At 64.4% G+C, this 25,163-nt stretch carries 21 protein-coding genes; 3 read left to right on the top strand and 18 right to left on the bottom strand.

Annotated elements, in window-relative coordinates; translation table 11 throughout:
• Positions 1 to 148 precede the first annotated feature (148 nt).
• Together EN862_RS05095 and EN862_RS05090 are read right to left on the bottom strand one after the other, a co-directional pair.
• Positions 149 to 2,311 carry an amylo-alpha-1,6-glucosidase gene (locus EN862_RS05095; protein WP_127868646.1) on the bottom strand — a complete coding sequence of 721 codons (2,163 nt, stop codon included), beginning with the start codon at positions 2,309 to 2,311 and terminating at the stop codon, positions 149 to 151.
• A gap of 154 nt (positions 2,312 to 2,465) precedes the next feature.
• Complete coding sequence (locus EN862_RS05090; RefSeq protein WP_127868694.1) at positions 2,466 to 3,524, bottom strand: glycosyltransferase family 4 protein; 1,059 nt, start codon at positions 3,522 to 3,524, stop codon at positions 2,466 to 2,468.
• Positions 3,525 to 3,782: 258 nt separating this feature from the next.
• Between EN862_RS05090 and EN862_RS05085 the strand changes: the two genes are divergently transcribed.
• Together EN862_RS05085 and EN862_RS05080 are read left to right on the top strand one after the other, a co-directional pair.
• Positions 3,783 to 4,988, top strand: a complete 1,206-nt coding sequence (locus tag EN862_RS05085; RefSeq protein WP_127868645.1) for an ROK family transcriptional regulator — start codon at positions 3,783 to 3,785, stop codon at positions 4,986 to 4,988.
• A 3-nt stretch (positions 4,989 to 4,991) separates the two neighbouring features.
• Positions 4,992 to 5,486, top strand: coding sequence for a peptide deformylase (locus EN862_RS05080; RefSeq protein WP_127868644.1), 495 nt, complete (start codon positions 4,992 to 4,994; stop codon positions 5,484 to 5,486).
• Positions 5,487 to 5,512: 26 nt separating this feature from the next.
• On the opposite strand, the gene EN862_RS05075 is transcribed toward EN862_RS05080, so the two are convergent.
• The 6 genes from EN862_RS05075 to EN862_RS05050 form a co-directional block, all read right to left on the bottom strand.
• On the bottom strand, positions 5,513 to 6,829 hold the full coding sequence (locus tag EN862_RS05075; protein ID WP_127868693.1) for a sorbosone dehydrogenase family protein: 1,317 nt from the start codon (positions 6,827 to 6,829) through the stop codon (positions 5,513 to 5,515).
• A gap of 16 nt (positions 6,830 to 6,845) precedes the next feature.
• Positions 6,846 to 7,298, bottom strand: a complete 453-nt coding sequence (locus EN862_RS05070) for a DUF2231 domain-containing protein (RefSeq protein WP_127868643.1) — start codon at positions 7,296 to 7,298, stop codon at positions 6,846 to 6,848.
• Positions 7,299 to 7,466: 168 nt separating this feature from the next.
• Positions 7,467 to 8,300 carry an S-formylglutathione hydrolase gene (gene fghA / locus EN862_RS05065; protein ID WP_127868642.1) on the bottom strand — a complete coding sequence of 278 codons (834 nt, stop codon included), beginning with the start codon at positions 8,298 to 8,300 and terminating at the stop codon, positions 7,467 to 7,469.
• 114 nt (positions 8,301 to 8,414) lie between these two features.
• Positions 8,415 to 9,563, bottom strand: a complete 1,149-nt coding sequence (locus EN862_RS05060) for an alpha-hydroxy acid oxidase (protein ID WP_127868641.1) — start codon at positions 9,561 to 9,563, stop codon at positions 8,415 to 8,417.
• A 4-nt stretch (positions 9,564 to 9,567) separates the two neighbouring features.
• Positions 9,568 to 10,659: an isocitrate/isopropylmalate dehydrogenase family protein gene (locus EN862_RS05055; RefSeq protein WP_127868640.1), complete on the bottom strand. Its 1,092-nt coding sequence runs from the start codon at positions 10,657 to 10,659 to the stop codon at positions 9,568 to 9,570.
• A 27-nt stretch (positions 10,660 to 10,686) separates the two neighbouring features.
• On the bottom strand, positions 10,687 to 11,430 hold the full coding sequence (locus EN862_RS05050; protein ID WP_127868639.1) for a glucose 1-dehydrogenase: 744 nt from the start codon (positions 11,428 to 11,430) through the stop codon (positions 10,687 to 10,689).
• A 142-nt stretch (positions 11,431 to 11,572) separates the two neighbouring features.
• Here EN862_RS05050 and EN862_RS05045 point away from each other — a divergent pair, with 142 nt between their 5' ends.
• On the top strand, positions 11,573 to 13,069 hold the full coding sequence (locus tag EN862_RS05045) for an aldehyde dehydrogenase family protein (protein WP_127868638.1): 1,497 nt from the start codon (positions 11,573 to 11,575) through the stop codon (positions 13,067 to 13,069).
• A gap of 148 nt (positions 13,070 to 13,217) precedes the next feature.
• Here EN862_RS05045 and EN862_RS05040 read toward each other — a convergent pair whose 3' ends face one another.
• The 10 genes from EN862_RS05040 to EN862_RS04995 all read right to left on the bottom strand — a co-directional run bounded on the left by EN862_RS05040 (position 13,218) and on the right by EN862_RS04995 (position 25,116).
• Positions 13,218 to 13,505, bottom strand: a complete 288-nt coding sequence (locus EN862_RS05040) for a GIY-YIG nuclease family protein (RefSeq protein ID WP_127868637.1) — start codon at positions 13,503 to 13,505, stop codon at positions 13,218 to 13,220.
• 170 nt (positions 13,506 to 13,675) lie between these two features.
• The gene (locus EN862_RS05035) at positions 13,676 to 14,572 is read right to left on the bottom strand and encodes a LysR family transcriptional regulator (RefSeq protein ID WP_127868636.1); all 897 of its coding nucleotides are present in this window, start codon (positions 14,570 to 14,572) and stop codon (positions 13,676 to 13,678) included.
• A gap of 115 nt (positions 14,573 to 14,687) precedes the next feature.
• Positions 14,688 to 16,187: a sugar ABC transporter ATP-binding protein gene (locus EN862_RS05030; protein ID WP_127868635.1), complete on the bottom strand. Its 1,500-nt coding sequence runs from the start codon at positions 16,185 to 16,187 to the stop codon at positions 14,688 to 14,690.
• Between the two features lie 3 nt (positions 16,188 to 16,190).
• Positions 16,191 to 17,285, bottom strand: coding sequence for a strictosidine synthase (locus EN862_RS05025; protein ID WP_127868634.1), 1,095 nt, complete (start codon positions 17,283 to 17,285; stop codon positions 16,191 to 16,193).
• Positions 17,282 to 19,399, bottom strand: coding sequence for an SMP-30/gluconolactonase/LRE family protein (locus EN862_RS05020; protein ID WP_127868633.1), 2,118 nt, complete (start codon positions 19,397 to 19,399; stop codon positions 17,282 to 17,284). Before EN862_RS05020 ends, EN862_RS05025 begins: the two co-directional genes overlap by 4 nt.
• A 12-nt stretch (positions 19,400 to 19,411) precedes the next feature.
• Complete coding sequence (locus EN862_RS05015; RefSeq protein WP_127868632.1) at positions 19,412 to 20,428, bottom strand: sugar ABC transporter substrate-binding protein; 1,017 nt, start codon at positions 20,426 to 20,428, stop codon at positions 19,412 to 19,414.
• Between the two features lie 36 nt (positions 20,429 to 20,464).
• Positions 20,465 to 21,463 (bottom strand): ABC transporter permease, encoded by a 999-nt coding sequence (locus EN862_RS05010; protein WP_127868631.1) that lies wholly within the window; start codon positions 21,461 to 21,463, stop codon positions 20,465 to 20,467.
• Positions 21,464 to 21,627: 164 nt separating this feature from the next.
• Positions 21,628 to 22,689, bottom strand: coding sequence for a maleylacetate reductase (locus EN862_RS05005; protein ID WP_127868630.1), 1,062 nt, complete (start codon positions 22,687 to 22,689; stop codon positions 21,628 to 21,630).
• 175 nt (positions 22,690 to 22,864) lie between these two features.
• Positions 22,865 to 23,857, bottom strand: a complete 993-nt coding sequence (ftsZ, locus tag EN862_RS05000) for a cell division protein FtsZ (protein ID WP_042647517.1) — start codon at positions 23,855 to 23,857, stop codon at positions 22,865 to 22,867.
• Between the two features lie 218 nt (positions 23,858 to 24,075).
• Positions 24,076 to 25,116, bottom strand: a complete 1,041-nt coding sequence (locus EN862_RS04995; RefSeq protein ID WP_127868629.1) for a proline racemase family protein — start codon at positions 25,114 to 25,116, stop codon at positions 24,076 to 24,078.
• Between the last annotated feature and the right edge of the window lie 47 nt (positions 25,117 to 25,163).

Raw genomic sequence — 25,163 nt, 5'->3', positions numbered from 1 at the left:
TGAAATGCCAGGTTGCCTCCGGCCGTCCGTTCATTGTTTTCGTTCGTGCCGGCCGCGGACGGGCAGACCGGCTTAGGTCTGCAACGCGCGAACCAGCGATCAGTTCCGACACTTTTCGATTGTTGGACGCGGGGTTGCAGCGCTTTATTTACGTGCGAACGATAAGCGGTACCTGCCCCTCGTGGCGGTCGGACAGGAAAGCGACGACGCGGTCGCCGACGCGCTGGAAGGTTAGATCGACCGCCTTGTCCCCGACGTTGAGATGCCGAAGCGTCAGCATGTCGATACCGATCGGAAGCCTTGGTCTAGTGACATGCAATTCGCCCTCCCAGCCATCGATCTCCAGGCCCAGGCACGCCTGCATCAGCATGAAGGTGGAACCTGCCGACCAGGCCTGCGGCAGGCAGGCGACGGGATAAGCGATCGGCGCCTCGCCGGGCGCGCGGGTGAAGCCGCAGAACAGTTCCGGCAGCCGCATGTTGAAATGCACGGCCGACTCGAACGTGCCGCTCATCAGCCGCACGACGCTGTCACGCTCGCCGTAACGCGCCAGGCCGACGCCGCAAAGTGCTGTGTCATGCGGCCAGATCGAGCCGTTGTGGTAGGACATCGGATTGAAGAACACGGCGTCGTCGGCAAGCGTCCTCAGCCCCCAGCCTGAATGGAAGGACGCCGACAGCAACTGGTCGGCGACCAGCCTGGCGCGCTCCGGCTGCGGCAGCCCGACGAAAAGCAGATGCCCGGCATTCGACGTCCGGACCTTGCAGGGCTGGCCTTCGCCATCGATGGCCAGGGCGTAGAAATTCATGTCGTCGAGCCAGAAATCGCGTTCCACGGCGACCCGCATTTCCTCGGCGCGGTTCTCCCAGTGCTCGGCGTCGGCGAATTCGCCGCGGCGGCGCGCCAGCGCCGCCAGGCCCCGAAAGGCGGCAAAGACATAGCCCTGCACCTCGACCAGCGCTATCGGCCCCTTTGGAATGCGGCCGTCGGCGTGGAACACCGAATCGAAACTGTCCTTCCAGCCCTGGTTGGCGAGGCCTGACTCGGCGGCGCGCTGATAGGTGACGAAGCCGGTGGCGCGGCTCGCCTCCTCCGTCCATTCGGCAGCGGCCTTGAGCGAAGGCCAAAGCTTGTCAATAAAGGCCATGTCGCCGGTGCGGTCGGCATAGGCGGAAGCCAGATGGATATAGAGCGGCGTGGTGTCGACACCGCCATAGTAGCGCCCGAACGGAAGCTCACGCAGCGCCGCCATCTCGCCCTTGCGCGTCTCATGCATGATCTTGCCCGGCTGGGAATCCGAGAAGGGCGACGTTTCGGTCGCCTGGTGCTCGGCCAGAAATGCCAGCACGCCGCGCGCCAGTCCGGGATTGAGCCAAAGCATCTGCAGGCTGGAGATCACCCCGTCGCGGCCGAACGCCGTCGAGAACCACGGAATGCCGGCATAGGGATAAGGTCCTGTCGAAAGCTCGGTGGTGAGCAGTGCCACGTCGGCGCGGGCGCGCTCGACCCAATCGTTGAAGACGCGGCCCGAACTGTGCACCGTGGCGCCATGCCTGCGCTTGGCGCGCATGCCGAAGCGCGCCCGCGCCGCCGCGGCGCGGAAGCGGTCGCGGTCGGGCGCATCGGCGACCTCGGGACCGACTTCGACATAGAGCACTTTCTGGCTGCGCTTGGTCACCGCGATGAGAAAATCGGCGCGATTGTCGCTCAATTGGTCTGGCGCCTGCGAAAAGGAGATTGCGGAAAGCCGCGGCAGGCCGTCGAGGCCATCATAGCCGAGCAGCACCGAGGTCTTGTCGGTCTTGGCGACATGCGTCGTGCCGCGCTTCACCCTCGTCGAGCCGCGCACTTCGAACATGTCGCGAAAATCGGCGGCGAAATGCAGCGAGGCGGTGATCGTCGAATGCTCGCGGCTGTAGTTGGAAAGCGTGATGCGCTCGAACAGCCTATCCTGCCAGATCAGCCTCACGCGTTCGATATGGATCGCGCCCTGCGGGATATCGCGGCCGGCCGCGCTTTGGATCGGCAGGTTGGTGAGGTTCGACGTGAACAGCACATTGTCCTGGCTGAGCGAAGCGCCGAGCAGCGACATCTGCCTGCCGCCGATGGTCAGCCGGAATTCGGACAGCACGCGCGTGTCGTCGCGGAAGAAGCCGTCGCCCGCCCCCCTGATGTCGCCATAAGCGTCGGCGACGGCGAAGCAGTCGCCCTGCTTGAGGGCAAAAAGCCGGTGCGGTTCGCGCGGCGCCGTTTCGTCGAGTGAAGAAAGGGCTACGGCAGGATCGAGCTTGCGCTCGTCGAGCTCCATCATTCGTCACCTCTTCGTTTGCCCCCGCCCTAGAGCATGATGCCGAAAAGTGTGAAGCGGTTTTCGGACGACATTATGCTCTGTCTCTTTGATTTAGAGCCGGATTCAGATTTCAGGCCGAACAGAGCTGAAATCATCCGGCTCTAGGCAGTGAAGGTCAGGAGGCTTTCGCCTCCGGCATGCCGGTCAGACGCATATAGGCAGCAACATAGTCGCTTGCCATTCTTGCCGCCGAGAACCTTTTCTCGAACATCGCCCTCACCTGCCGCCGGTCGAGATCGAGAAGCACCGGCATCGACGCGACCGCAGCGTCAACACTGTCCACGACGAAGCCGGTGACGCCATCGTCGACGATCTCCGGCAAGGCGCCCTGGTCCCAGGCGATCACCGGCGTGCCGCAGGCCATGGCCTCGATCGCGACCAGGCCGAACGGCTCCGGCCAGTCGATGGGGAACAAAAGGCCCGCCGCATTGCCGAGGAATTCGGCCTTCTCGTCCTCGGTGATCTCGCCAACATAGTCGATGCGGTCGCCGTCGATGAGCGCCTCGATGTTGTCGCGGAAATAGGCGCGGTCGTCGTCGCCGATCTTGGCCGCCAGCTTCAGCTTCAATCCGGACCGGCGCGCGATCTCGATGGCACGGTCCGGCCGCTTGTCGCGCGACAGGCGTCCGAGGAAGGCGAGATATGGTTCTTCCGCCTGCGGCTCATAAGTCGGCTGGTAGGCGTCGAGCGGCAATCCGTGATGGATCGTGGCGAGCCAGTTCGCGTCCGGCAGGCCGCGCTTCTGGCTGTGCGAGATCGAGATCATCGGGAAACGCGGGAAGCGTTTGTAGGCCGGCGCCAGATCCACATAGTCGAGCCGGCCATGCGGCGTCGTCACCGTCCGCCCCGCGATCTCTTCGAAGAAAGGAAAATGCAGGAAGTGGCTGAGATGGAAATGGATGACGTCGAACTCGCCGGCGCGCTTGCGAACATCGGCGAGCATCGCCAGATGCGCGGCGATCTCCGATTTCTTCGGCCGCGGGTCGAGGCGTATGGCCTGATCGCGCGCGGATACCAGCCTGGCCGAGGTCTCGCTATCGCCACTCGCGAACAGCGTCACATCGTGGCCGAGCTCGACCAGCGCTTCGGTGATGTAAAAGACGATCCGCTCGGTCCCGCCATAGAGTTTCGGCGGCACCGATTCATAGAGCGGCGCAACATGGGCAATGCGCATCGGGTCCCTCGGCTGTTGACGCGAAGCAAAATGCGTCAGCCGCCAGATCGTTCCTGCCCAATTGGTGGAGGTGCCGTTGGCCGCCGATTTTGCCGCGCCGCGCTTCGCCCAGGTGATCGCGCCGGGCGACCTGCATTTCCAGAAATGCAGGCTCCTACGCTGGCCCAAGCCTCGGACTGCTGAGCGCTAAGCCCATAATTAAATCAACTTGAGTTTCTGAAGTGGCATTCTACAGTTCCGGCGACTGGCAATGACCGCATGACCCTCAAGAAAGCCATCTCCGGCACCAATCTCGAACAGGCGAAATCGCACAACCGGCGTGTGGTGATCGAAGCCATCCGAACCAGTGGCGCGCTTTCGCGCGCCGCGATCGCCAGGCTGACGGCGCTGTCGTCGCAGACCATCTCCAACATCGTCGAGGAACTGGAAGAAGCCGGGCTGCTGAGGCCCGAAGCAACGCTCAAGGGCGCGCGCGGCCAGCCGGCCGTGCCCTATTCCATCAACCCCGATGGCGGTTATTCGATCGGTCTTCAGCTCGATCACCAGCTTGCCGTCGGCGTCGTCAGCGATCTCTCAGGTACGATGCGCGCCCGCATCGAGAGAAATGTCGACCGCCCCACGCCCGCCGAGGCGATGCCGCTGCTGGCCGCGATCTCGAGCGACCTGATCGCGACCTCCCGGCTGGAGCGGAAAAGGCTGCTCGGCATCGGCATGGCGATGCCCGGGCCGTTCGGCGTCGAAGGCATGACGTCGGTCGGCCCGACTGCCCTGCCCGGCTGGCAAGACTTTCCGGTGGCCGACGAATTGGAACGGCTGACCGGTATCGCCGTCACCGTCGAGAACGACGCCACCGCGGCGGCAATAGGCGAGCGGCTCTATGGCGTCGCCCGCAAGCTCGGAAGCTTCGTCTATCTGTTCATCGGCACAGGACTTGGCGCCGGGCTTTTCCTTGACGGGCATCTCTACAAGGGCAGCCGCCACAATGCCGGCGAGATCGGCCACATCATCGTCAGGCCTGGCGGCCTTCCCTGCGGCTGCGGCAAGCGCGGCTGCCTGGAGCGCTATGTCTCGCTGCGGGCGGCCTATGACAGGCTCGACCTGCCGGATCCCGACCATGCTTCTCCCGAGCTGCTGGAAAAAATGCTGGCAAAGGGCGACAGCCGTTTCGAGGCATGGCTCGCCGAGGCGGTCGAGCCATTGCGGCAGGCGATCGACATCCTGGAAATGGCGCTCGATCCCGAAACCGTCGTGCTCGGCGGCTTCATGCCGCTGCCGGTGATCGAGGCCCTGGCCAGCCGGCTCGAACCGCTCCATCTCTCCGTGAGCGCGACCAGCGCCCGCACGACCCCGCGGGTCCTGGTCGGCGCCGCGGGCAAGGATACCTCCGTGCTCGGCGCCGCCGCCTTGCCGATCTTCTCCGAAACCAATCCGCAATTCGACGTGCTGCAGAAGCCGGTGGGCTGACACATGACAATCCGGCCGATCATAAAATTTCCCGATCCGCTCCTCCGCTCTGTCGCGGATCGCGTGGAGCTGTTCGACAGCGACCTGCGCGGTCTGGCCGACGACCTTGTCGACACCATGCACGCGGCGCCGGGCATAACCGGTCCGCATATCGGCATTTTGAAACGCCTGGTCGTGATCCAGGTGCCTCCTGCCGCAAAACCGGCGATCTACGTGAATCCGGCGATTGTCGAGGCCTCGACCGAAATGCTCCGTCATACGGAAGGCAGCGTTTCGATGCCCGGTGTCACCGAAGAGGTTGAGCGGCACGCCCGCGTCCGGGTTCGCTACCAGGATCTCGAAGGCCAAGAGCAGTTCGAAGATGCCGAAGGCCTGCTGGCGGTCTGCCACCAGCACGAGATCGATCAGTTGGACGGCCTCTTCTGGATACACAGGCTATCGCGCCTGAAGCGCGAGCGCCTGATCAAACGCTACGACAAACTGATGCGGGCGTTTTAGGAAAATCAGAGGATTGAGCCTGTTCCTTACGTCGATCCCGGCGCCGCCGCGGTGACCCGCCACACCGTGTTGCCGACATCGTCGGCAATCAGCAGCGCGCCGGATTTGTCGACGGCAACTCCGACCGGACGGCCCCTCGCCTCGCCCTTGTCGTTGAGGAAGCCGGTGACCACGTCCTTCGCCATACCGTTCGGATGCCCGCCGCTGAACGGCACGAAAACCACCTTGTAGCCATTGAACTGGGAACGATCCCAGCTGCCATGCTCGCCGACGAAGGCGCCGCCGCGATAGGATTGCGGCAGGTTGTCCGCTGTATAGAAGGCAAGCCCGAGCGGCGCGACATGCGAGCTCAGCGCATAGTCCGGCGGGATGGCCTTGGCCACCATATCCGGCCGCTGCGGCATCACACGCGGATCGACATGCTGGCCATAATAACTGTAGGGCCAGCCATAGAAGGCGCCGTCCTTCACCGACGTCATGTAGTCCGGAACGAGGTTCGGTCCGAGCTCGTCGCGCTCGTTGACCACGGTCCACAGTGCCTTGCTCTGAGGTTCGAACGACAGGCCATTGGGGTTGCGCAGTCCGCTGGCGAAGATGCGCGAACGGCCGGTGGCGCGGTCGACCTCCCAGATCGCGGCGCGGTCCTTCTCGGCCTGGATGCCGTTCTCGGTGATGTTGCTGTTCGAGCCGACTCCGACATAGAGCAATGAGCCGTCCAGGCTCGCCACCAGGCTCTTCGTCCAGTGGTGATCGATCGGCCCGCCCGGCAGTTCCGTCAGCACCTTGCCGGGCGCCGTGATCTTGGTGTCGCCCGGCTGGTAGGGATAGCGTATGATGGCATCGGTGTTGGCGACATAGAGGTCGTTGCCAACCAGCGCCACGCCGAAGGGCGAGTTGAGATGGTCGAGGAACACGCCCTGGTAATCCGGCTTGCCGTCGCCATTGGTGTCGCGCAGCAGCGTGATGCGGTTGCTCGGCCCGGTATCGCCGCCGGAGGTGACCCAGCTTTCGACCCAGCCCATGACGATGTCCTTAGGCCGCTTGACCGATGCTTCATCCGGCGCCTTGGACTCCACCACCAGAACGTCGCCATCGGGCAGCACGTAAAGCGAGCGCGGATGCTGAAGTCCCTTGGCCAGCGCATTGATCTGCAGCCCTTGCGCGACGGTCGGCTTTTCGCCGTTTTTCCAGCCGACCACCGAGGCCAGATGCATCGGTGGGAACAGGTATTGATTTATCTCCGGTAGTTTCGGATTGGGACCGATCTGGGCGTTCGGATCGGTGTTCTCGTCGCTGCAGCCGGCAACGCCCAAGGCCATCGCGCTGCAAAGCGCCGCGGACATCCATCTTGTCGTGCTGTCAAACCGTCTCATCGGCCACTCCTACGTGATGGCGGTAGACCAGCCCCCAGCCGAGCCAGCCTGTGAAGATCAGGATGATCACCACCAGCGCCGACAGGATCAGCCCGGTCGGCACCACGGATGTCCAGGCATCGCGCGTGTGGATCAGCATGTTGAAGACGGACAAAACAAGCACCACGAGGTTGCCGGCCATATGCAGCCATGCAGTCGGCTGAGCGCGTATCCTGCGACCGCCCAGAAAGTCGGTAAGCCCCGCTATGGCAGCCAGGATGCCGACGATGACACCAACGGTCAGGAGCCAGGCCGAGAAGTTGGCCCAGGTCATTTCGGCCGTCCGCCAATAGGCGATATCGGTGAGCAAGGTCCCGACGAAACAGGCGATCGGGATGGTGACGAGCATGGGGTGGATGGGATGGCCGGCTATGCTTGCCGTGGATCGCGGATTGTCCATGCGGGAACTCCTTTCCGCGCTGCTGCTTCGGCTTAACAGCGCGAAAAGAGGAATGTTCCGCCGGAAATTCGCGCGCTCACCGGAAGGTGAACGCTGAAATCCCTTCAGTCACCGGTGACCCGGAATAGACCATTCGATTGCGGCGGGGCGCGCATTCTGCGGACGATGTCACTTAAGACGGCTGGCATGCCATTTGAGGTGATCGTCCATGAAGGTCGACATGAAATTGTAGGAATGGTCGTAGCCTTCCCGCATGTGCAGGATGAGGTCGATCCCTGCCTTCTTGCAGGCCTCTTCGAGCAGCCATGGGCGAAGGCCATCCCGCAGGAAGCCATCCGCCGTGCCTTGGTCGACGAGGAATTCGGGATATCGCTTGCCGTCCTCGATCAGCAGCGTCGCGTCATAGGCGCGCCAGCTCTTTTCGTCCGCTCCGAGATATTTTTCGAAAGCGGGGCGCGACCAGCCGGCCGTCGACGGTTGCACGATCGGCGCGAAGGCCGAGCAGCTCCGGTAGCGCTGCGGGTTCTTCAGCGCGATCGTCAGCGCGCCGTGCCCGCCCATCGAATGGCCGAAGATCGCCTGGCGTGACATGTCGACCGGGAAGTTCGCGGCAACGAGCGCTGGCAATTCCTCGGCGATGTAGGAATACATCCGGTAGTTTTCCGCATAGGGCTCTTGCGTCGCGTCGAGATAGAACCCGGCGCCGCAGCCGAACTGCCAATTGTCCTTTTCGTCGGGAACGTCCGGTCCACGCGGACTGGTATCGGGACACACGACGACGAGCCCGAGCTCGGATGCCATCCGCCGGTACTCGCCTTTGTCCATGACGTTGGCGTGCGTGCAGGTCAGGCCCGACAGATACCAGACGACCGGCAGCGGCCGGTCCTTGGCCTGCGGCGGCACGAAGACGGCGAAGGTCATGTCGCAGGCGCAGACCTCCGAAGCGTGCGAATAGACGCCCTGGATGCCGCCATGCGACTTGGAGGTGGAAACGACCTTCATCGGCTGCCTCTTGTCTGGAAAATCCTGGACGGGCATAGCCGCCGGCTGGGGCTCGCGCAACCTCGCGTTTCGCAAAGCTGGACGGATGGCGCAACGGAGCCGTGACGGTGCCGGTTAACCCGATGGAGCGATCAAGTCCGGACCAATCTCGTGGAAACTCGGCACCCCGGAAAGCTTCAGGCCGGTCGCGATCCCGTCGAGCAAAATATCCAGAACCCGTTCGACACCGGCCCGTCCGGCCACCGCTCCGAACAGGGCGGCGCGGCCGATAGCGGAGGCCATCGCTCCGCGGGCTTTTGCCTTGATGACGTCCATGCCCGTGTGGATGCCGGAATCGATCAGGACCGGAACCCCATCGCCAACGGCTGCATGCACAGGCCCGATAGCGTCGATGCTCGAGACTGCGCCGTCGAGCTGGCGGCCGCCGTGATTGGACACCCAGATCCCGTCCGCGCCCTCCGCGATCAATCTCGCGGCATCGTCCGGATGCAGGACGCCCTTGACGATCAGCGGTCCTTTCCACCAGTCGCGGATCGAACGAAAATCGTTCCAGTCGAAGCCAGCATGGAGATTGCGGCCGACGCGCGCTGCGATCGTCAGCCCCGCGCTGGTGTCACCAAGGTAACCACGGACATTCTCGAACCGTGGCAGGCCGCCGCGAAGCAGGCGAAGCGACCAAGCCGGATGCGCGATCCCTTCGACCAGGTGTCGCAGAGAAGGCCTGAGCGGAATCGAAATCCCGTTCCTCAGGTCCTTCTCGCGCTTGCCGCCCGTCTGCAGGTCGACAGTGACGACCAGCGCCGAATAGCCGAACTCTTCAGCCCGCCGCACCAGCCGGCGATTGAAATCGAAATCCTTCAGCACATAGAGCTGGAACCAGAGCGGCCCCTGGACCGCCCTTGCCATCCGCTCGATGCCAGTCGTCGCCATGGTCGACAGTGTGTAGGGTATGCCGCGCGCCGCGGCCGCTGAAGCAATGGCGATGTCAGCGCCGGGGCGAACGAGCGCGCAGGACCCCATCGGGCTGATCACCAGCGGCGTCGGATAGGTCCTCGACCACAAGGTGGTGGTGAGATCGGGCCGGGATACGTCGGTAAGAACACGCGGCAGCAGCCGGATGCGCTCGAAGCCGGCGCGGTTGTCGCGCAGGGTCAGTTCCTGGCCTGCCCCACCATCGACGAACTCGAAGACCGATTTCGGCAGCCGGCGACGCGCCAGCTGGCGGAAATCCTCCACCGATACGCAGCGATCGAGCCGCCCCATCGCTTCAGGCCGCGAGCCGGTCGCACACGTTTCCGGTGATCTCGGCGGTCGATGATTTTCCCTTCAGATCGGCGCTGAGCAGCCCGTTCGCCAGGCATGCCTCCGTCACACGGCGGATCTGTTCGGCGGCCCGGAGCAGCCTTTCATCGTCATGGCCGCGGCCAAGCCAGTCGAGCATGGCCGCCGCCGACAGGATCGTGCCGTAGGGATTGGCGATCCCCTTGCCGGCAATATCCGGCGCGGACCCGTGCGCCGCCTGGAAGAAGCCCTTCGCGTCGCCGACCTCGGCCGAGGGCGCCATGCCCATGCCGCCGACCGTCGCCGCCGCCAGGTCCGACAGAATGTCGCCGAACATGTTCTCGCTGACGATGACGTTGAAATGGCCGGGCTTCAGCACGAGATGCATGGCCATCGCGTCGACCAGCGCATGTTCCGCCTCGATGTCGGGATAGTCTCTCGCCACCTCGTCGAAGACGGAGCGGAAAAAGGCGTAGCTGCGCAGCACATTGGCCTTGTCACAGCATGTCACCCGCCGCACGCCGTCGCGCGGCGCGCCGCTCGACTGGCGCGCTAGCTCGAAGGCCTTGCGCACGATGCGCTCGATCCCGGCGCGCGTCTGCACGAGCGTGTCGACCGCGACCTCGCCGCGCAGCAGCGCCCCTGCCCCGCGCGCGGCGTAAAGCCCTTCGCTGTTCTCGCGCAGGATGACGTAATCGATGTCGCCGGCCTTCACCCCGGCGAGCGGGCTCGCCACCCCTTCAAAGAGCCTGATCGGGCGGATATTGGCGTAGAGGTCGAGCTCGAAACGGAGCCTCAGCGTGAAGTCGAGGCCCGCTTCCGTGCCGTCCGGATAGACCACGCCCGGCAAGCCGCCGGCGCCGTGCAGGATCGCATCCGCCGCCCGGCACGCCTCGAAGGTCGGCTGGGGAAAGCTCTGCCCGGTCTTCAGGAAATGCTCGGCGCCGGCCGGATATTCCGTGAAGCGCAAGGGGCAGTCCGGCCCGAGCGCTGCCTTCACCACCTCAACGGCCGCGGCGCAGACCTCGGGGCCGATGCCGTCGCCATGCACGACCGCGATCTGGTAGACATCCTTCATCGCCAATCCCTCAGGAACCGCAAATATTCAGATGCACTTGCCGCCGTCGACATTCAGGTCGACGCCGGTGATCATGCTGGCTTCGTCGGAGCACAGGAACGCCGCGGCATTGCCCATGTCCTGCGGCGTCGACAGCCGGCCGATCGGAATGGTGGCGACGACGCGGGCGCGGTTTTCCTCGCCCGAGCCGATGAAGGTGGACAGGAGCGGCGTGTCGCCGGCAACCGGGTTGATCGCGTTGACGCGGATGCCGAACGGCGCGAGCTCAACCGCCATGGCGCGGGTGGCGGCGATCGCCCAACCCTTCGAGGCGTTGTACCAGGTGAGGTTCGGACGTGGCGAGACGCCGCCCGTGGAAGCGACATTCAGGATGGCGCCGGACTTGATCGATTTGAAATGCGGCACCACCGCGCGGGCGCCGTTAAAGATCGAGCGCATATTGACGTTGGCGATACGGTCGAACAGGCCTTCGTCCATCATCTCCAGCGGCAGCGGCGGCTGCGCGACGCCGGCGTTGTTGACGAGTATGTCGAGCCCGCCGAAGGCCGAGCGCGCCAGGTCGGCGGCCGCCGTAAAACTCTCCAGCGTCGAGACGTCGCCCGTGATCGGCCGCACCCTGTCGCCGGCTTCGCGTGCGACGCGGGCAGCCGCAGCTTCGTCGCGATCCATCAGCACGACCGACGCGCCTTCCTCGACGAATTTCTTGACGATGCCTTCGCCAAATCCAGATCCGCCGCCGGTGATGATGGCGACCTTGCCAGCAAGTCTCATATCTGTTCCTCCGTTGCCGGCAACATCGGGGAAGACGCGCGCGTTGCACAGTCCGATTATCTGAACGCCCTTTTAGCTTTCCTTGTTTGAGGTCGCCCGAGGCGGGAGTAATAGTCGCCTCGGAATTCGTGAGGAGGAGACGATGACGCTGAACTTCGACCCGAGGGTGAAGGCCACGACGCTCTACCATGGCGAATTCCGGCCGATGTTCATCAGCGGCAAGTGGGTCGCGGCGCAGTCCGGCGAGGTGATGCAGGCCCTGAACCCGGCCACCGGCGAGGTGCTGGCGACCGTGCCGCGCGGCGGAGCCGCCGATATCGACGCGGCGGTGGCCGCGGCGCGGGCCGCGTTCGAGGGGCCCTGGTCGAAATTCTCGCCCTACGAGCGGCAATGCGTGCTGCTCAGGATCGCCGACCTTTTCGAAAGACATTGGGAAGAGCTCAGCGTCTCCGACACGCTCGACATGGGATTGCCGATCACGCGCACGCTGGCCAACCGGCGCCGCGTCATCGGCATGCTGCGCTTCTATGGCGGCATGGCGACCGCTTTGCATGGCGAGGCGATCGACAATTCCATCCCCGGCGAGATCGTAACCTTCACCCGGCGCGAGCCGGTCGGCGTCGTCGGCGCGATCATTCCCTGGAATGCGCCGACCGCAGCCTCGGTCTGGAAGATCGCGCCGGCCCTCGCCACCGGCTGCACCATCGTGCTGAAGCCGTCTGAGGATGCGTCGCTGACGCCGCTTCTGATCGCGAAGCTGATGCAGGAAGCCGGCGTCCCCGACGGCGTCGTCAACATTGTCACCGGAACCGGCGCCGAGGCCGGCGCGCGGCTGGCCGAGCACCCGGATGTCAATAAGATCGTCTTCACCGGCTCGACGCTGACCGGCCAGGCGATCGCCCGCGCCGGCGTCGCCAATCTCAAGCGCGTTTCGCTGGAGCTCGGCGGCAAGTCGCCGATCATCGTCTGCCGCGACGCCGATATCGACAAGGCCGTGCCGGTCGCGGCAATGGCGGTGTTCGTGCATTCCGGCCAGATCTGCATCGCCGGCTCGCGCCTGTTCGTGGCGCGCGAGATCCATGACGAGTTCGTGCGCCGGGTCGCGGAGTTCGCCGGCAAGCTGCGCATCGGCCACGGCATCGAGGCGGAGACGGAAATCGGCCCGCTGATCAATGCAAGGCAGGCCGGCAAGGTGGAAGGCTTTATCAAGGCCGGCAGCGACGAAGGCGCCAAGCTGGTCGCCGGCGGCTCAAGGCTGACGGGTGCGCTCTATGACGGTGGCAACTTCATCGCGCCGACCGTCTTCGGCGCAGTCTCCGACAAGATGACCATCGCGCGCGAAGAGATCTTCGGTCCGGTCATTTCGGCGATGCCCTTCGACACGCTGGACGAGGCCGTCGCGCGCGCCAACGCCACGCCCTACGGCCTGGCGGCCGGCATCTTCACCACCCATCTCGGCACCGCGCACAAGCTCGCGCGCCGCGTCAAGGCCGGCTCGGTCTGGGTCAACATGTACCACGCCATCGATCCGGCCGTGCCGTTCGGCGGTATGAAGATGTCGGGCTACGGCCGCGAAGGCGGCGTCGAGCATCTGCATGAATATCTGGAGACCAAAGCGGTCTGGATCCAGACGGATTGATATTCAGGTGAGGCCGGCCTGCGAATGGCGGCGTTCTGTGCAGGCGCACGTAGCTTCGTCATCCTAGGGCGAAGCAAGGAGCGAAGCGACGCGCGCAGACCCTAGGATCCATTCCGTTGCCTCGAAGCGTCGCAACGATGCAGAAGGCTCACCACCCCGTTCCGCGGAAAAGCTCAAACCAATTTGGATTTGTTTTCTCAATAAGGTCAATCTTCCACTGCCTTAGCCAGCGCTTCAGCGATTTCTCCCGCTGAATAGCATCGGTGATATCGAAGTATTCCTCATACCAGACTAGCCGCTGCACGCCGTAGCGACTGGTGAACTGTGACCCTTGCCCGGACTTGTGTTCGGGCATGCGGCGGCCAAGATCATTGGTGACGCCGATATAGATCGTGCCACGCTTCTTACTTGAGGTCATGTAGACATAACCGGTCATAGATGGATGTTAGCTGTCAAATTGAGCCTCTACCATTCTGGACCGCTGTGTTCTTCGACTGACGTTACGGAATGGATCCTAGGGTCTGCGCGCGTCGCTTCGCTCCTTGCTTCGCCCTAGGATGACGAAGGAAAGAGCGTTTGCCCCAATCTGCGAAGCGCTCCAGCAGATCAGCCCGCCAGCTCGCGCAGGTTGGTGCGGATAAGGTTCATCAACTGTTCGGAAAACGAGTGGTGCACATAGCCGCGCGCGGTGATGATGCCGACGGCGCGGTGCGCGTCGCGATGGTCGATCGGCACCACCCGCATGCGCTCGTCGTTGCGTGAGATGGCGATGCCGGGCACGACGCAGACGCCCAGCCCCGACGACACCAGCGCCACCGCCGTCTGCGCGCTTTCGACTTCGTATTGCGGCTTGAGCTCGATCCCTTCCGCCGCCGTCAGCCGGTCGAGCAGGCCGCGCACCGCTGTCTTGCGGTTGAGCAGGATCAGTGGGAAGCGTTTCAGGTCTGACAGAGGCAGCTTCTTTTCGCCGCCATAGGTCTCCGTCGGAATGCAGGCCATCAGCGGATCGTCGAGGATCGACTCGAACTGGAAGTCGTTGAGGTTCGGCAGTTCGGGGCCGATGTAGAACTCGACCTCCTGCTGCTGCAACAGCGCAAGTGCACCCTGCGGCGGGGTCTCGATGACCTCGACGATCGAGCGCGGATAACGCAGCTTGAATGTCGCCAGAATGTCGCCCAGGCGGCTCGCCGCAAGTGTCGGCGCGCAGGCGATCTGCACCTTGCCCTTGCGGCGCGCGGCGATCTCGGTCAGCCGGTCGAGGCTGGTCTGCACCTGCGACATTGCATTGGCGATCTCCTCGAACAGCACCTGGCCTTCCGGCGTCAGGCTGGCGCGCTGCGCCGTGCGGATGAACAGCGAGATGCCGATCTGCTCCTCGAGGTCGCGTATCTGCATGGAGACGGCCGACGGCGAGCGGTTGCTCTCTTCGGCCGCACGCCGGAAGCTGCCGTTTTCCGCGGCAAGCAGAAACGTCTGCAGAAGTTTGAGGTTGATGCTGGACATGTCCGCTCGGGCAGGTGATCTGAGCCTCCTGACCTATTCAGACGCGGAAGTGATTGCAAGGCAATAGGCCGGCTCAGGCGCCGGTCCTGGTTTAGCCAACAAATTTATTTCCCGGTCAGTGGACAGCGGCGAACATGACGCGTTCCTCAGTTGCGTCAGACAGCATCATCTCCTCGACCACGCGGCCGCGCTTGACCACCAGGATGCGATCGGAAACCGCAAGGATTTCCGGCAGATAGGACGAGATGACGACGACGGCCATGCCCTGGTCGGCAAGGTCGCTGATGAGCTGATGGATCTCGACGATCGCACCGACATCGACGCCGCGCGTCGGCTCGTCGAAGATCACCAGCTTGGGCCTTTGGATCAGCGATTTGGCGATCACGACCTTTTGCTGGTTGCCGCCGGAGAGCTCGATCATCCTGGCGCGGTCGCTGATCTGCTTCAGCCTCAGACGCTCGCCCCATTGCTTGGCGAGTTCCCTGGCGCGCGCCAGGGACACGATCGACACCGGGTTGGACTTGTCCGTCAGTTCGCCGATCTGAAGGTTCTCGCCCGCCGTCATGGTTTCGAAGAAACCGTCGGACTTGCGGTCCTCCGTCACATAGACGATGCCGTCGCGCACCGCTGGCCGGGGCACGCGATAGCGCACCGACTTGCCGAGCAGGCGGATTTCGCCGCCATGAAAGATGTTGCGCTTCAGCAGCCCGGCGACGACCTTGGCCATTTCGGTGCGGCCGGCGCCGACCAGTCCGAACATACCGGTGACCTGGCCCGAGAACACCGAGAAGGACGAGTTGCGCACAAGGCCGGCGCAGGAGAGGTTCTCGACCGAAAGCACCTTGTCGCCATAGGGCCGCGCAGTGCGCTTGACCTCGCCATGCAGCGTTTCGGTGAGCGTGCGGCCGACCATGGCCTGAACGATGGAGGCTCGGGTGAAGCCCTTGGCCTCCCCCGAAGCCACAATCTCGCCGTCGCGCATGACGGTGATGCGGTCGGCGACGGCGAGCGCCTCTTCGAGCGCATGGGTGATGAAGATGATGGCGATGCCTTCCTTCACCAGACGCTGCAACAAGTTGAAGAAATGGCGTTTCTCTTCCGGCGTCAGCGTCGCGGTCGGCTCGTCGAAGATGATGACGCGCGCCTTGTGATGGACGGCGCGCGCGATCTCCACCATCTGCTTGTGCGCGGCGCCCAGCGTGCTCACCTGCGCGGTCGGGTCGACTTGGAACCCCATGCCGGCAAGGAATTGCCGCGCCTGGATGTAGAGGCCGCGCAGCCGGTTGAACATCTTCTCCTCGCCGAGATAGAGGTTCTGCGCCACCGTCATGGCCGGCACCAGGTTGGTCTCCTGGAACACCATGGCGATTCCGGCGCGCAGCGCTTCGGCGGGGGTAGAGAAGGACACCTCCTTGCCGTCGAAGAACAGCTTGCCCTCGGTCAGCTTGAACACGCCCGCCATGACCTTGGTCAGCGTCGATTTGCCGGCGCCGTTTTCGCCCAGCAGCGCGTGGATCTCACCCTTGCGCAGGTCGAAATTGACGTTCTTGAACGCCGGGATGCGCGAGAACGCCTTGGTCGCGTCCTTCAGTTCGATGATGTTGGCGTACGACATCGCTTAACCTCGCTTGCCGCCGGCGGCCCTGGCCAGGCGCACGATCCTCGATCCGCCGCGCGAGGCGACGAGCAGGTCGTCGTCAACCTCGCAGGCGCTGAGAGTGCCATGCACCGTGCCGTCGGCGCGCGAGTGGAAGCTCGACAGCGGCTTCATGTTGTGGTCGCAATGGACCACCAGCCCGTAGGATCTGGTGACCGCGTAAGGTTTGAGCACATTCATCTGCTTGAGCTGGCTGCCCTGCATCGGCTCGCGATAGTCGCGCCATGAGCAGAGCGACGGTGCCATCCAATAGTCCTCCGGCACCTCCGCCAGCATGCGCTTGCGGTAGGCCTCCTCGCGCAGGATGAACTCCACCAGCTGGTTGCGCACGGAATAGAAGGTCAGCCAGTAGCCGGCGTTGAAGGCGGGTGCGATGCGCGCCGGATAGGCCGGCAGATGGTCCAGCACCGGCAATGTCGCCTTGCTGGCGAGGTCGATCGCCAGCACGCGATGGCGCCAGGCTTCGGTGACGTAGACGCGGTTCGAACCCGTCGTGGCGATGCCGGCCGGCCAGGCAAGGCCGTCGCGGATCAGCTCCAGCCGGCCGCTTTTCAGGTCGAGCCGCCAGACCGAGCCGGAGGCGTTCTTCTGCATCAGGTCGCGGCGCCAGGCGCTCGCCGGCAGGGAGGCCGAGCCGTTGGCCACCAGCAGAGTGTTGCTGTCGAGGAAGGTGAGAGCGGTGACGCAGGACAGGCTGCGGTCCTCGTCGCCTGTCGCCTCGCGCCCGTCATGCAGGCCGCCGCGGATGACGACGCCCTTGCCGTCGATGGCCAAAGCGGTCATGCCGCGGGCATGGGCGAGCGCGGTGATCTCGCCCGGAAATTCTTGCAGGACCTCGGCCTTGCCGTCGGCGCCGAAACGCATCAGCAGGTTCGCGCTGCTCGCCAGCATGCCCTTTTCAGTCCGCACCAGATTGTCGGCGTCAACGAGGCCGGCAAAAGTCTCTGCCTCTTCCAGTTCCTGGTTGGGCAGCAGCGGCCCGTCGAGCGTCGGTACCGTCACCGCCCAGTCGCCACGGCCAAGGAAGCGATCGAAAAGCCGGCTGACGGCGCTCATGGCTTTTTGCCCCAGTAGGAATCCGAGCTGAACCAGTTGGGGTCGACCCCCTTCAGCGGAAGGGTGCCCATGCGGTTGTTGAAGATGCCGCAGAGATAGAGGACGCCCTTGTGCTCGCGCATCGAGGTGATCATCGGATGCTTCTCGCCGGCCTGGTCCCATAGGCTTTCGAGGATCTGGCCCTTCTCGTCGAAGCGCAGCACGCAGCCGGTGTTGAGATTGGGCATCAGCCAGGCGTCTTCCGACACGCGCCGCGCCATGCGGCGGCGGAAGCCGGGCATTTCCAGCGACAGGTCGAGCGCCGGCGTGCGCATGCCCATCAGCGCCAGCCAATAGGTGCCGTCGGAGGCTCGGTTGATATTGTCGGGATAGCCGGGCAGCCCCTCGATGACGCGCTCGACCTTGCCCTTCTTCGGACCGTCGAAATAGTAGCGGCTGATGCGGCAGGCCCAGCTTTCGGCGAACAACACCGACTGGCCGTCGAAGGCGGTGCAGATGCCATTCGGGAAGACCAGGTTCGACAGCAGCGTGCGCGTCGAGCCGGAGTTGGGATCGTGGACGATGATGCGCCCGTTGCCGCGGCTCTCCAGCGCGTCCGCATACCAGTCGTGCATCTCGAAACGCACCGTGGCCTCGGAAAAGACGATGCGGCCGTCAGGGAGGATGTCGCAGTCGTCGGCAAGCTTCATGGTCGAGTCGTCGACCACCGATGTCAGCGAACGGTTGGTCTCGGCGGTGAGCAGCTTCACCTCGCCCGCTGGCGAAACCTGGTAGAGGCCCATGCCGGCGACGCAGATGACCAGATTGTCGTCGCGGTCGAAGGCCATGCCGAGCGGCGAGCCGCCTATATGGGCGAAGACTTCGCTCTCGGTGTAGTGCGGCGGCTGGAAGCGCAATATGTCGCCTTGCCGGCTGCCGGTATAGAGGCGGTCCTGCCGGTCAAAGATCACATCTTCGGCGCCGTCGAGGAAGCCGAGGCCGATGACGCCGACAACCTTCAGCCGGTCGTTCACGGCCATCGGCGCGCCGGGCGCCGTCGAGATCGCCTGCGGCATCTTGGCGAAGGTCGGCGAGATGTAGACGCTGCGCAGGATCTTGTGGCGGTTCTTCACCCAGCGCACGTCGAGCATGACCGAGAGTAGCAGCACGACGCCGAGGATCAGATAATTGACCGGGCCGGGCACGGCGAGCGCAAGCAGGCTGTTCGACAGGACGAGCACGAAGAGCGTGCCCATCAGCGCCTTGGCGACCGAGCCGCGCCCGCCGCCAAGCGAGATGCCGCCGAGCACCGTCGCGGTCAGCACCTGCAATTCGAGACCGGTGCCGATGTCGGAAGCAGCACTTCCGATGCGGGCCGAGAAGAAGAAACCGGAGAGCGCGACCAGCACCGAACAGAGAACATAGGCGCTGAACAGGGTGAAGCGCACATTGATGCCGGCATTGTAGGCGGAACGGCGCGCGCCGCCGACCGCGAACAGACGCCAGCCGTAGCGGGCGCGCGACAGCACCAGGTGGATCGCGATCGCGATGACCACGAAGACCGCGAAGGACGTTGGAACGCCCCAGACCGTTCCGAAGCCGAGAAAATCATAGGTCGGCGAATCCGGCCCGCTGGTGACGATCGCCGTCGAGACATGCGGGAAGACGATGTCGAAGGTGGAGCGGTAGATGATGAGCGTGACCAGCGTGGTGAGAAACGCCCGCATGCGTAGGAAGCCAACCAGGAAGCCGTTTATGGCGCCGCAGGCGACGCCGAGACCCAGGCAGGCCAGCAGGCCGGTTCCGAAACTCCACTGCTCGACATTCATGCCGTAGAGCGTGACGAGCACCGCCAGCGCGAAGGTCGAGCCGACCGAGAGATCGATGCCGCCCGACACCATCACGATGGTCATGCCGAGCACGACCAGGCCAAGCTCGGCGGTCTGGCCGCTGAGATTGGTCAGCGTCGTCACATCGAAGAAGCCCGGTACGATCGAGCCGAAGATCGCGCACAGGATGACCAGCGCGGTGAAGGGGATGACGCTGTCGATCCACTTCTTGGTCAGGATCTCCCCGACCACATGGTCGGGGAGCAGGCGGTAGCGCCAGCGCACAAGGCTTTCGGCCATGCTCATCGAAAAGTCCGCTTACTTGATGTCTTCAGGCTTCCAGCAGTTGCGGCCGGTCGCATTGGTCTTGTCGACGCGAGTGATCGGGCCGAAGAAGATGGTCTTCTCGCTGCCGGCCTTGCGATCAGGGTGCTGCAGCAGTTCGGAAATCTGCTGCGCGGCGATTTCGCCCTGCGTCGGCGCATTGAAGTTGAAGATCACGTCGAGCAGCCCGTTCTTGATGCTCTCGCAGCCGGTGGCGGCGCCAGCGCCATTGGTGACGATGGTCACCTGGTCCTGCTTGCCGGCAGCCGCGACGGCAGCGCCTGCGCCGACTTCGGCATTGTCCCAGATGCCCATGATGCCGCAGAGATCGGGGTGCTGCTGCAGCACAGTCTCGGTGATCTGGCGGGCCTTTTCGCTGATATAGTCGGCCGGCTGGTCGGAGACGAGCTGCAACTCGGGATTGGCCTTCAGCACCTCGTCGATGCCGGTGCGCATATAGATGTTGGCGGCGCCCGTCTGCACGCCGGCAAGCCAGACCACCTTGTGCGAGACGGCGTTCGGCCCGGTGCAATGCTTGGCGAGCTCGCCCATCTCCAGGCGGCCCATCTCGATCCAGTCATTGCCGACATAGGAGTCGGTCTGGGTCGCCGACTGCATGTTGACCTGCAGCACCTTGATGCCGGCGGCCTGCGCCTGCTTCAAGAGGCGCGCATAGGTCTGCACGTCCGGGTTCTGCACAATGATCAGGTCCGGCTTCTCGGCGATGGCGCCCTGCATGGCGCGAATGCCGGCATTGGTGTCGCCGTTGGGATCGCGCACCTCGAGGGTGAAGCCATAGCGGGCGGCGTGGCGCTGCCACACCATCACCCAGGCCTGGTTGAGGTCCATGCCCTGCGAGATCGGCACGAAGATAACCTTCTTGCCCTTGACGCCGTCGATATAGGCGGCCCGGCCGACCTGGTCGGTTTCCTGTGCGCTCGCGACCTGCGCCGCGCCCAGCAGCGCGAGCGCGCCCAGGCCCGCCAACAGGCATTTCTTGAATATCTTCATCGGTTCCTCCCTGATTTGATGGTTCGGGTTCTTGTTTCAGATGTCGCCGCTCTGCGAGGTCTGCTCGTCGCGCGGATTGATGATGGCGTCGATGGCAAGCGCGCTGAGCAGGATCACGCTCTTGATCAGGTTCTGGCTGGTGTAGCTGAAGTTCAGGATCGTCATGCCGTTGGTCAGGATGCCGACCAGGATGGTGCCGGCGATGACATTGCGCACACCGCCCTGCCCGCCCGACAGGCCGATGCCGCCCAGCACCACCACCAGCAGCACGTCGTAGATCAGGCTCGAATTGTAGAGGCGCGTGTCGATGCCGGTGACGAGACCCGTCATGATGATGCCGGCGGTGAAGGCGATCAGCGCGCTGATGACATATTGCGTGACGATGATCGGGCGCGTCGGCAGGCCGGTGGTGCGGGCCGCGTTCGGATTGTCGCCGGTCGCGTAGACCAGCCGGCCGAAGCGCGTCCTGCGCAGGAAGAGGCCCATCAGAGCCGCCACGGCGCCAAAGATGACGACGGACATCGGAATGCCGAGCACGCTGCCATTGCCGACGAATTTCAGCCAGGCGATGTCCGGCGGGGCATAGAGCACGTCCGAGGCGAAGACGATGCGCCCGGAGCCGTAGACCGACGAGGCGATGGCCAACGTCGCAAAGATCGGCGGCACTTCCGCGATCGCCACCATGACTCCGGTGAACAGGCCTATGGCCGCGACCAGCACGGCGCCGCAGATCACGGCCAGCGTGAAATCGATGCCCCAGGTGGAGATCCAGATGCTGAAGGCGACGCCGACGACCATCACCGCCACCATGGTGAGGTCGATGCCGCGGCCGACGACGACGAAGCCCATGCCGACGGCAAGCGTGCCGAGGATCGACACGTTCTTGAGTATGGCGATGATGTTGCCCTGGCTCAGGAAATTGTTGAGCGTCGCCGAGAACACGACGAACAGCGCGATCGAGATCGCAACGACGACGACTTCCTGCGACGCCTTGAAGCCAAGGCGCCTGTCGTCCGATTTGCCCGAACCAGGCATTTTCTTCCTCCCAGGCAGCCTGTGGTCGGCGCCTTTGTCAGGCGATCAGCTGCTCCGGAATCCTCCCAAGAAACCCAGCCGTTCGCCTGGCTGGGACAATTACGGCTGGAGCGTCGGCGGACAATTTCGTTTTTCTGATGCGCTGTGCAGTTTGCCCGGGCGTCTCAGCTCCGTGGCGGTTCGCCGGCATAGGCGCGGGCGATAAGGGCCCGGATCGGTTCCCGCTCCAGCGCGCGCGGGTTCCAGTAGGGATTGGCCAGCGCGCGGTCCGTCGCGATGTCGATTCCCTCGGGCGGCATGCCTATCTCCGACAAAGCGTGCTTGGCGCCGATCCGGCCGGCGAGATCGTAGAGAGTCTGCGCCGGGTCGTTCGTCTTCAGGACGGCCCGCAAGGTTTCCATGGCGGCCGGAACGGCAGGCGCGTTATAGGCCAGCGCATGCGGCAGCACGATCGCATGGGTCTCGGCATGCGGCAGGTCGAAACTGCCGCCGAGCGTGTGGCAAAGCTTGTGGTGCAGCGCCATGCCGACGGAGCCGAGACAGATGCCACAGAGCCAGGCGCCGTAAAGCGCCTCGGAGCGCGCGTCGCGGTCATGCGGGTTCCCGGCAATGACCGGCAGGGCGCTCACCAACGCGCCGATGGCCTCTGCGGCCATCAGGTCTATCACCGGGTTGCTTTCCCTGGCATAGAGCGCCTCGACGGCATGGGCGATGGCGTTCATGCCGCTTGTTCCCGACAGGGAAGCGGGAAGCGTCATCGTCAGGTCGACGTCGTAGATCACCACTTCCGGTAGCACCCTCGGGCTCGACTGGGTGACTTTCACGCCATCCTTGGTCTCGCCGAGGATCGGCGTCATTTCCGAACCGGCATAGGTCGTCGGCGCCACGATCTGCGGCAGGTCGGTGCGCAAGGCGATCGCCTTGGCGAGGCCGGTCGTGGAGCCGCCGCCGATCGCGACCAGCCCGTCGGCCTTAAGCTCCGCCACGACCCGCAGCGCGTCCTCGGTCACGGACACCGGCGTGTGCATCATCGCCCCCGCATAGACGCCGGCTGCCGTGCCGCCGAGCGACCCGGCGAGACGCCGGGCATCGGCCTCCCGCGGCGGTGTCGTAAGCACGAGCACGCGTTTCAGCCCCAGCCGGTCGATCTCCTCCGGGAGCCTGGCGATCGTGCCCGATCCGAAGACGACGCGTGCCGGCTGGGCGTTGTAGACGAAGCTTTTCATGTGAGCCTCTCCCGTCAGCCGCGACTGTATGCCGTGGCATGAAAATTAGCGACGGAGAGGCGCGCGTGTAAGTGCGCTAGCCGACGATATTCGGCAGCCGTAATCTATTCGCCGTTGGGAGCTGGCATCAGCCGATCGCGCCGCGCCATCGGCGCGGCCGAAGATCGCGGTGGCGTTAGGCGATCCTCTGCTCGAACTGCATCACGCTCGCGCTCTTGCGCAATCCGGTCGCGACGACCGACACACGGAACTTTCCGGCCAGGGACTGATCGAAGATGGCGCCGACGATGATGTCGGCATCGGCGTCGACCTCCTCGCGTATCCGCGTCGCCGCTTCATCGACCTCGAACAGCGTCATGTCCATGCCGCCGCTGATCGACACCAGCAGCCCCCTGGCGCCCGTCATGGAGGCTTCGTCCAGCAGCGGATTGGCGATCGCAGCTTCGGCCGCCGTCCTTGCACGCCCCTCTCCTGAGGCCTCGCCGGTTCCCATCATCGCCGGGCCCATGTCGCGCATCACCGACTTCACGTCGGCGAAATCGAGATTGATCAGGCCTTCCTTGACGATGAGGTCCGTGATGCAGCCGACGCCCGCGTAGAGAACGCGGTCCGCCATGGCGAAGGCGTCGGCGAATGTGGTCCTGGCGTCGGCGACCCTGAACAGGTTCTGGTTCGGGATGACGATCACGGTGTCGGCGCTCTCGCGCAGCCGCTCGATGCCTTCCTCGGCCGCCTGGGTCCGGCGCTTGCCTTCGAACGTGAAAGGCTTGGTGACGACGGCGACCGTCAAAATGCCGGCGTCGCGCGCGGCACGCGCAATCACCGGCGCGGCGCCCGTGCCCGTGCCGCCGCCCATGCCGGCGGTGATGAAACACATATGCGTTCCCGCCAGATGATCCATGATCTCGTCGATGGATTCCTCCGCGGCCGCACTTCCAACCTGCGGCAGCGATCCGGCGCCCAGCCCCTCGGTGACATGCGCGCCCAACTGAATCAGCCTCGACGATTTCGACATGGTGAGCGCCTGGGCGTCGGTGTTGGCGACGACGAACTCGACGCCCTGCAAGCCTTCGGCGATCATGTTGTTGACGGCGTTTCCGCCGGCGCCGCCGACCCCGACGACGGTGATCTTGGGTCTCATCTCCAGGATTTCCGGCTTGGCGGTCATTTCTTCATCTTTCTGCGAAAGCACCCGCTGCTCCGCCGCACAGCGATGCGAAACCGGAGCGACGAGCACACGAATCAGGTGATCCCCACCAAGCGCAGGGAATCAGAGCGGGCGCCTCCCTGCAAGGTCCGCCGAGCATATGCAGCGCGATGCCCTGCGTTCGAACAGAAAGGTTCCGGGTACCCGAGTGCTCCAAGACGACGCCGTTGCAGGAAGTTCTATTGCTTCACCGAGGTCGAGGTGCCCCAGGTGTCCGACAGCACATAGCCTTGCGGATAGGGATCCGTTGGATCGAGATAGTAGTTATGCTCGCCGGTGATCCAGGCACGGCCGGTGATCTCGGGAACGATCGCCTTGCGTCCGGCGATTTCGGTGAGGTCCACAATTCTGCCGGTGAAGCGCGAGCCAATGATCGATTCATGGATCAGAACGTCGCCGACGCGCATCAGGCCCCGCGCGTGCAGCACGGCCATGCGGGCCGATGTGCCGGTTCCCGTCGGACTGCGGTCCGAGCGCCCGGGCGAGACGATGCAGGTGTTGCGTGTGACCTTGCCCGGCCCCTGGAACGGCATGGCGAACTGCACGATCGACACGCCGCGCACATTGTCGAACTCAGGATGGACGACATTGAGCTGCTCGCGCGCGGCGTGGCGGACCTTCTCGCCGGCCACAGCAATCTCCCGGGCCTCGTCAGGCGTGACCGAGAAGCCCAGCGCGGCCGCGTCGACGATCGCGTAGAACATCCCGCCATAGGCGATATCGACCTTCAGAGTTCCCAGCCCCTCGACTTCGATATTCGCGTCGAGGCGTTCGGCGAAGGCGGGGGCGTTGCGGAAGGTGATCGACAGGCATTTGCCGTCGCGGCATTCGGCGCGCACCTCGATGACGCCGCCCGGCATATCCAGCTTGAAGCGCGTCTCCGGCTCCTGCATCGGCACCATCCCGGTCTCGAGCAGCACGGTGGCGACGCAGATCGTGTTGGAGCCGGACATCGGCGGGTACTCCGTCGGCTCCATGATGATGGCCCCCGCGGCGCAATCCTCGCGCGTCGATGGCACCAGGAGATTGACATGCCGGGCCACGCTGCCGCGCGGTTCGCAGATCAGCATGCGCCTGATATGATCGTGATCGCGCTCCATCGTGATCATCTTTTCCATCATCGTGCGGCCGGGCGGCGGCAGCACGCCGCCGACGATGACATCGCCGATCTCCCCCTCGGCATGGCAGCCGACGACGCGGATGCTGGACTTGGTACGCATGGTTGCTCCCTGTGGCCGCGACTATCCGCTTGGCAAGCGGTTCTTTG

Source organism: Mesorhizobium sp. M2E.F.Ca.ET.219.01.1.1, from assembly GCF_004016445.2.
GTDB lineage: Bacteria > Pseudomonadota > Alphaproteobacteria > Rhizobiales > Rhizobiaceae > Mesorhizobium.
Note: the sequence above shows the minus strand (reverse complement) of the source record. Positions and strands in the feature narration are given on the sequence as shown.

Coding starts and splice junctions, on each gene's coding strand:
- EN862_RS05095 (WP_127868646.1), bottom strand. CDS start 2,311: ATGATGGAGCTCGACGAGCGCAAGCTCGATCCTGCCGTAGCCCTTTCT.
- EN862_RS05090 (WP_127868694.1), bottom strand. CDS start 3,524: ATGCGCATTGCCCATGTTGCGCCGCTCTATGAATCGGTGCCGCCGAAA.
- EN862_RS05085 (WP_127868645.1), top strand. CDS start 3,783: ATGACCCTCAAGAAAGCCATCTCCGGCACCAATCTCGAACAGGCGAAA.
- EN862_RS05080 (WP_127868644.1), top strand. CDS start 4,992: ATGACAATCCGGCCGATCATAAAATTTCCCGATCCGCTCCTCCGCTCT.
- EN862_RS05075 (WP_127868693.1), bottom strand. CDS start 6,829: ATGTCCGCGGCGCTTTGCAGCGCGATGGCCTTGGGCGTTGCCGGCTGC.
- EN862_RS05070 (WP_127868643.1), bottom strand. CDS start 7,298: ATGGACAATCCGCGATCCACGGCAAGCATAGCCGGCCATCCCATCCAC.
- fghA (WP_127868642.1), bottom strand. CDS start 8,300: ATGAAGGTCGTTTCCACCTCCAAGTCGCATGGCGGCATCCAGGGCGTC.
- EN862_RS05060 (WP_127868641.1), bottom strand. CDS start 9,563: ATGGGGCGGCTCGATCGCTGCGTATCGGTGGAGGATTTCCGCCAGCTG.
- EN862_RS05055 (WP_127868640.1), bottom strand. CDS start 10,659: ATGAAGGATGTCTACCAGATCGCGGTCGTGCATGGCGACGGCATCGGC.
- EN862_RS05050 (WP_127868639.1), bottom strand. CDS start 11,430: ATGAGACTTGCTGGCAAGGTCGCCATCATCACCGGCGGCGGATCTGGA.
- EN862_RS05045 (WP_127868638.1), top strand. CDS start 11,573: ATGACGCTGAACTTCGACCCGAGGGTGAAGGCCACGACGCTCTACCAT.
- EN862_RS05040 (WP_127868637.1), bottom strand. CDS start 13,505: ATGACCGGTTATGTCTACATGACCTCAAGTAAGAAGCGTGGCACGATC.
- EN862_RS05035 (WP_127868636.1), bottom strand. CDS start 14,572: ATGTCCAGCATCAACCTCAAACTTCTGCAGACGTTTCTGCTTGCCGCG.
- EN862_RS05030 (WP_127868635.1), bottom strand. CDS start 16,187: ATGTCGTACGCCAACATCATCGAACTGAAGGACGCGACCAAGGCGTTC.
- EN862_RS05025 (WP_127868634.1), bottom strand. CDS start 17,285: ATGAGCGCCGTCAGCCGGCTTTTCGATCGCTTCCTTGGCCGTGGCGAC.
- EN862_RS05020 (WP_127868633.1), bottom strand. CDS start 19,399: ATGAGCATGGCCGAAAGCCTTGTGCGCTGGCGCTACCGCCTGCTCCCC.
- EN862_RS05015 (WP_127868632.1), bottom strand. CDS start 20,428: ATGAAGATATTCAAGAAATGCCTGTTGGCGGGCCTGGGCGCGCTCGCG.
- EN862_RS05010 (WP_127868631.1), bottom strand. CDS start 21,463: ATGCCTGGTTCGGGCAAATCGGACGACAGGCGCCTTGGCTTCAAGGCG.
- EN862_RS05005 (WP_127868630.1), bottom strand. CDS start 22,689: ATGAAAAGCTTCGTCTACAACGCCCAGCCGGCACGCGTCGTCTTCGGA.
- ftsZ (WP_042647517.1), bottom strand. CDS start 23,857: ATGACCGCCAAGCCGGAAATCCTGGAGATGAGACCCAAGATCACCGTC.
- EN862_RS04995 (WP_127868629.1), bottom strand. CDS start 25,116: ATGCGTACCAAGTCCAGCATCCGCGTCGTCGGCTGCCATGCCGAGGGG.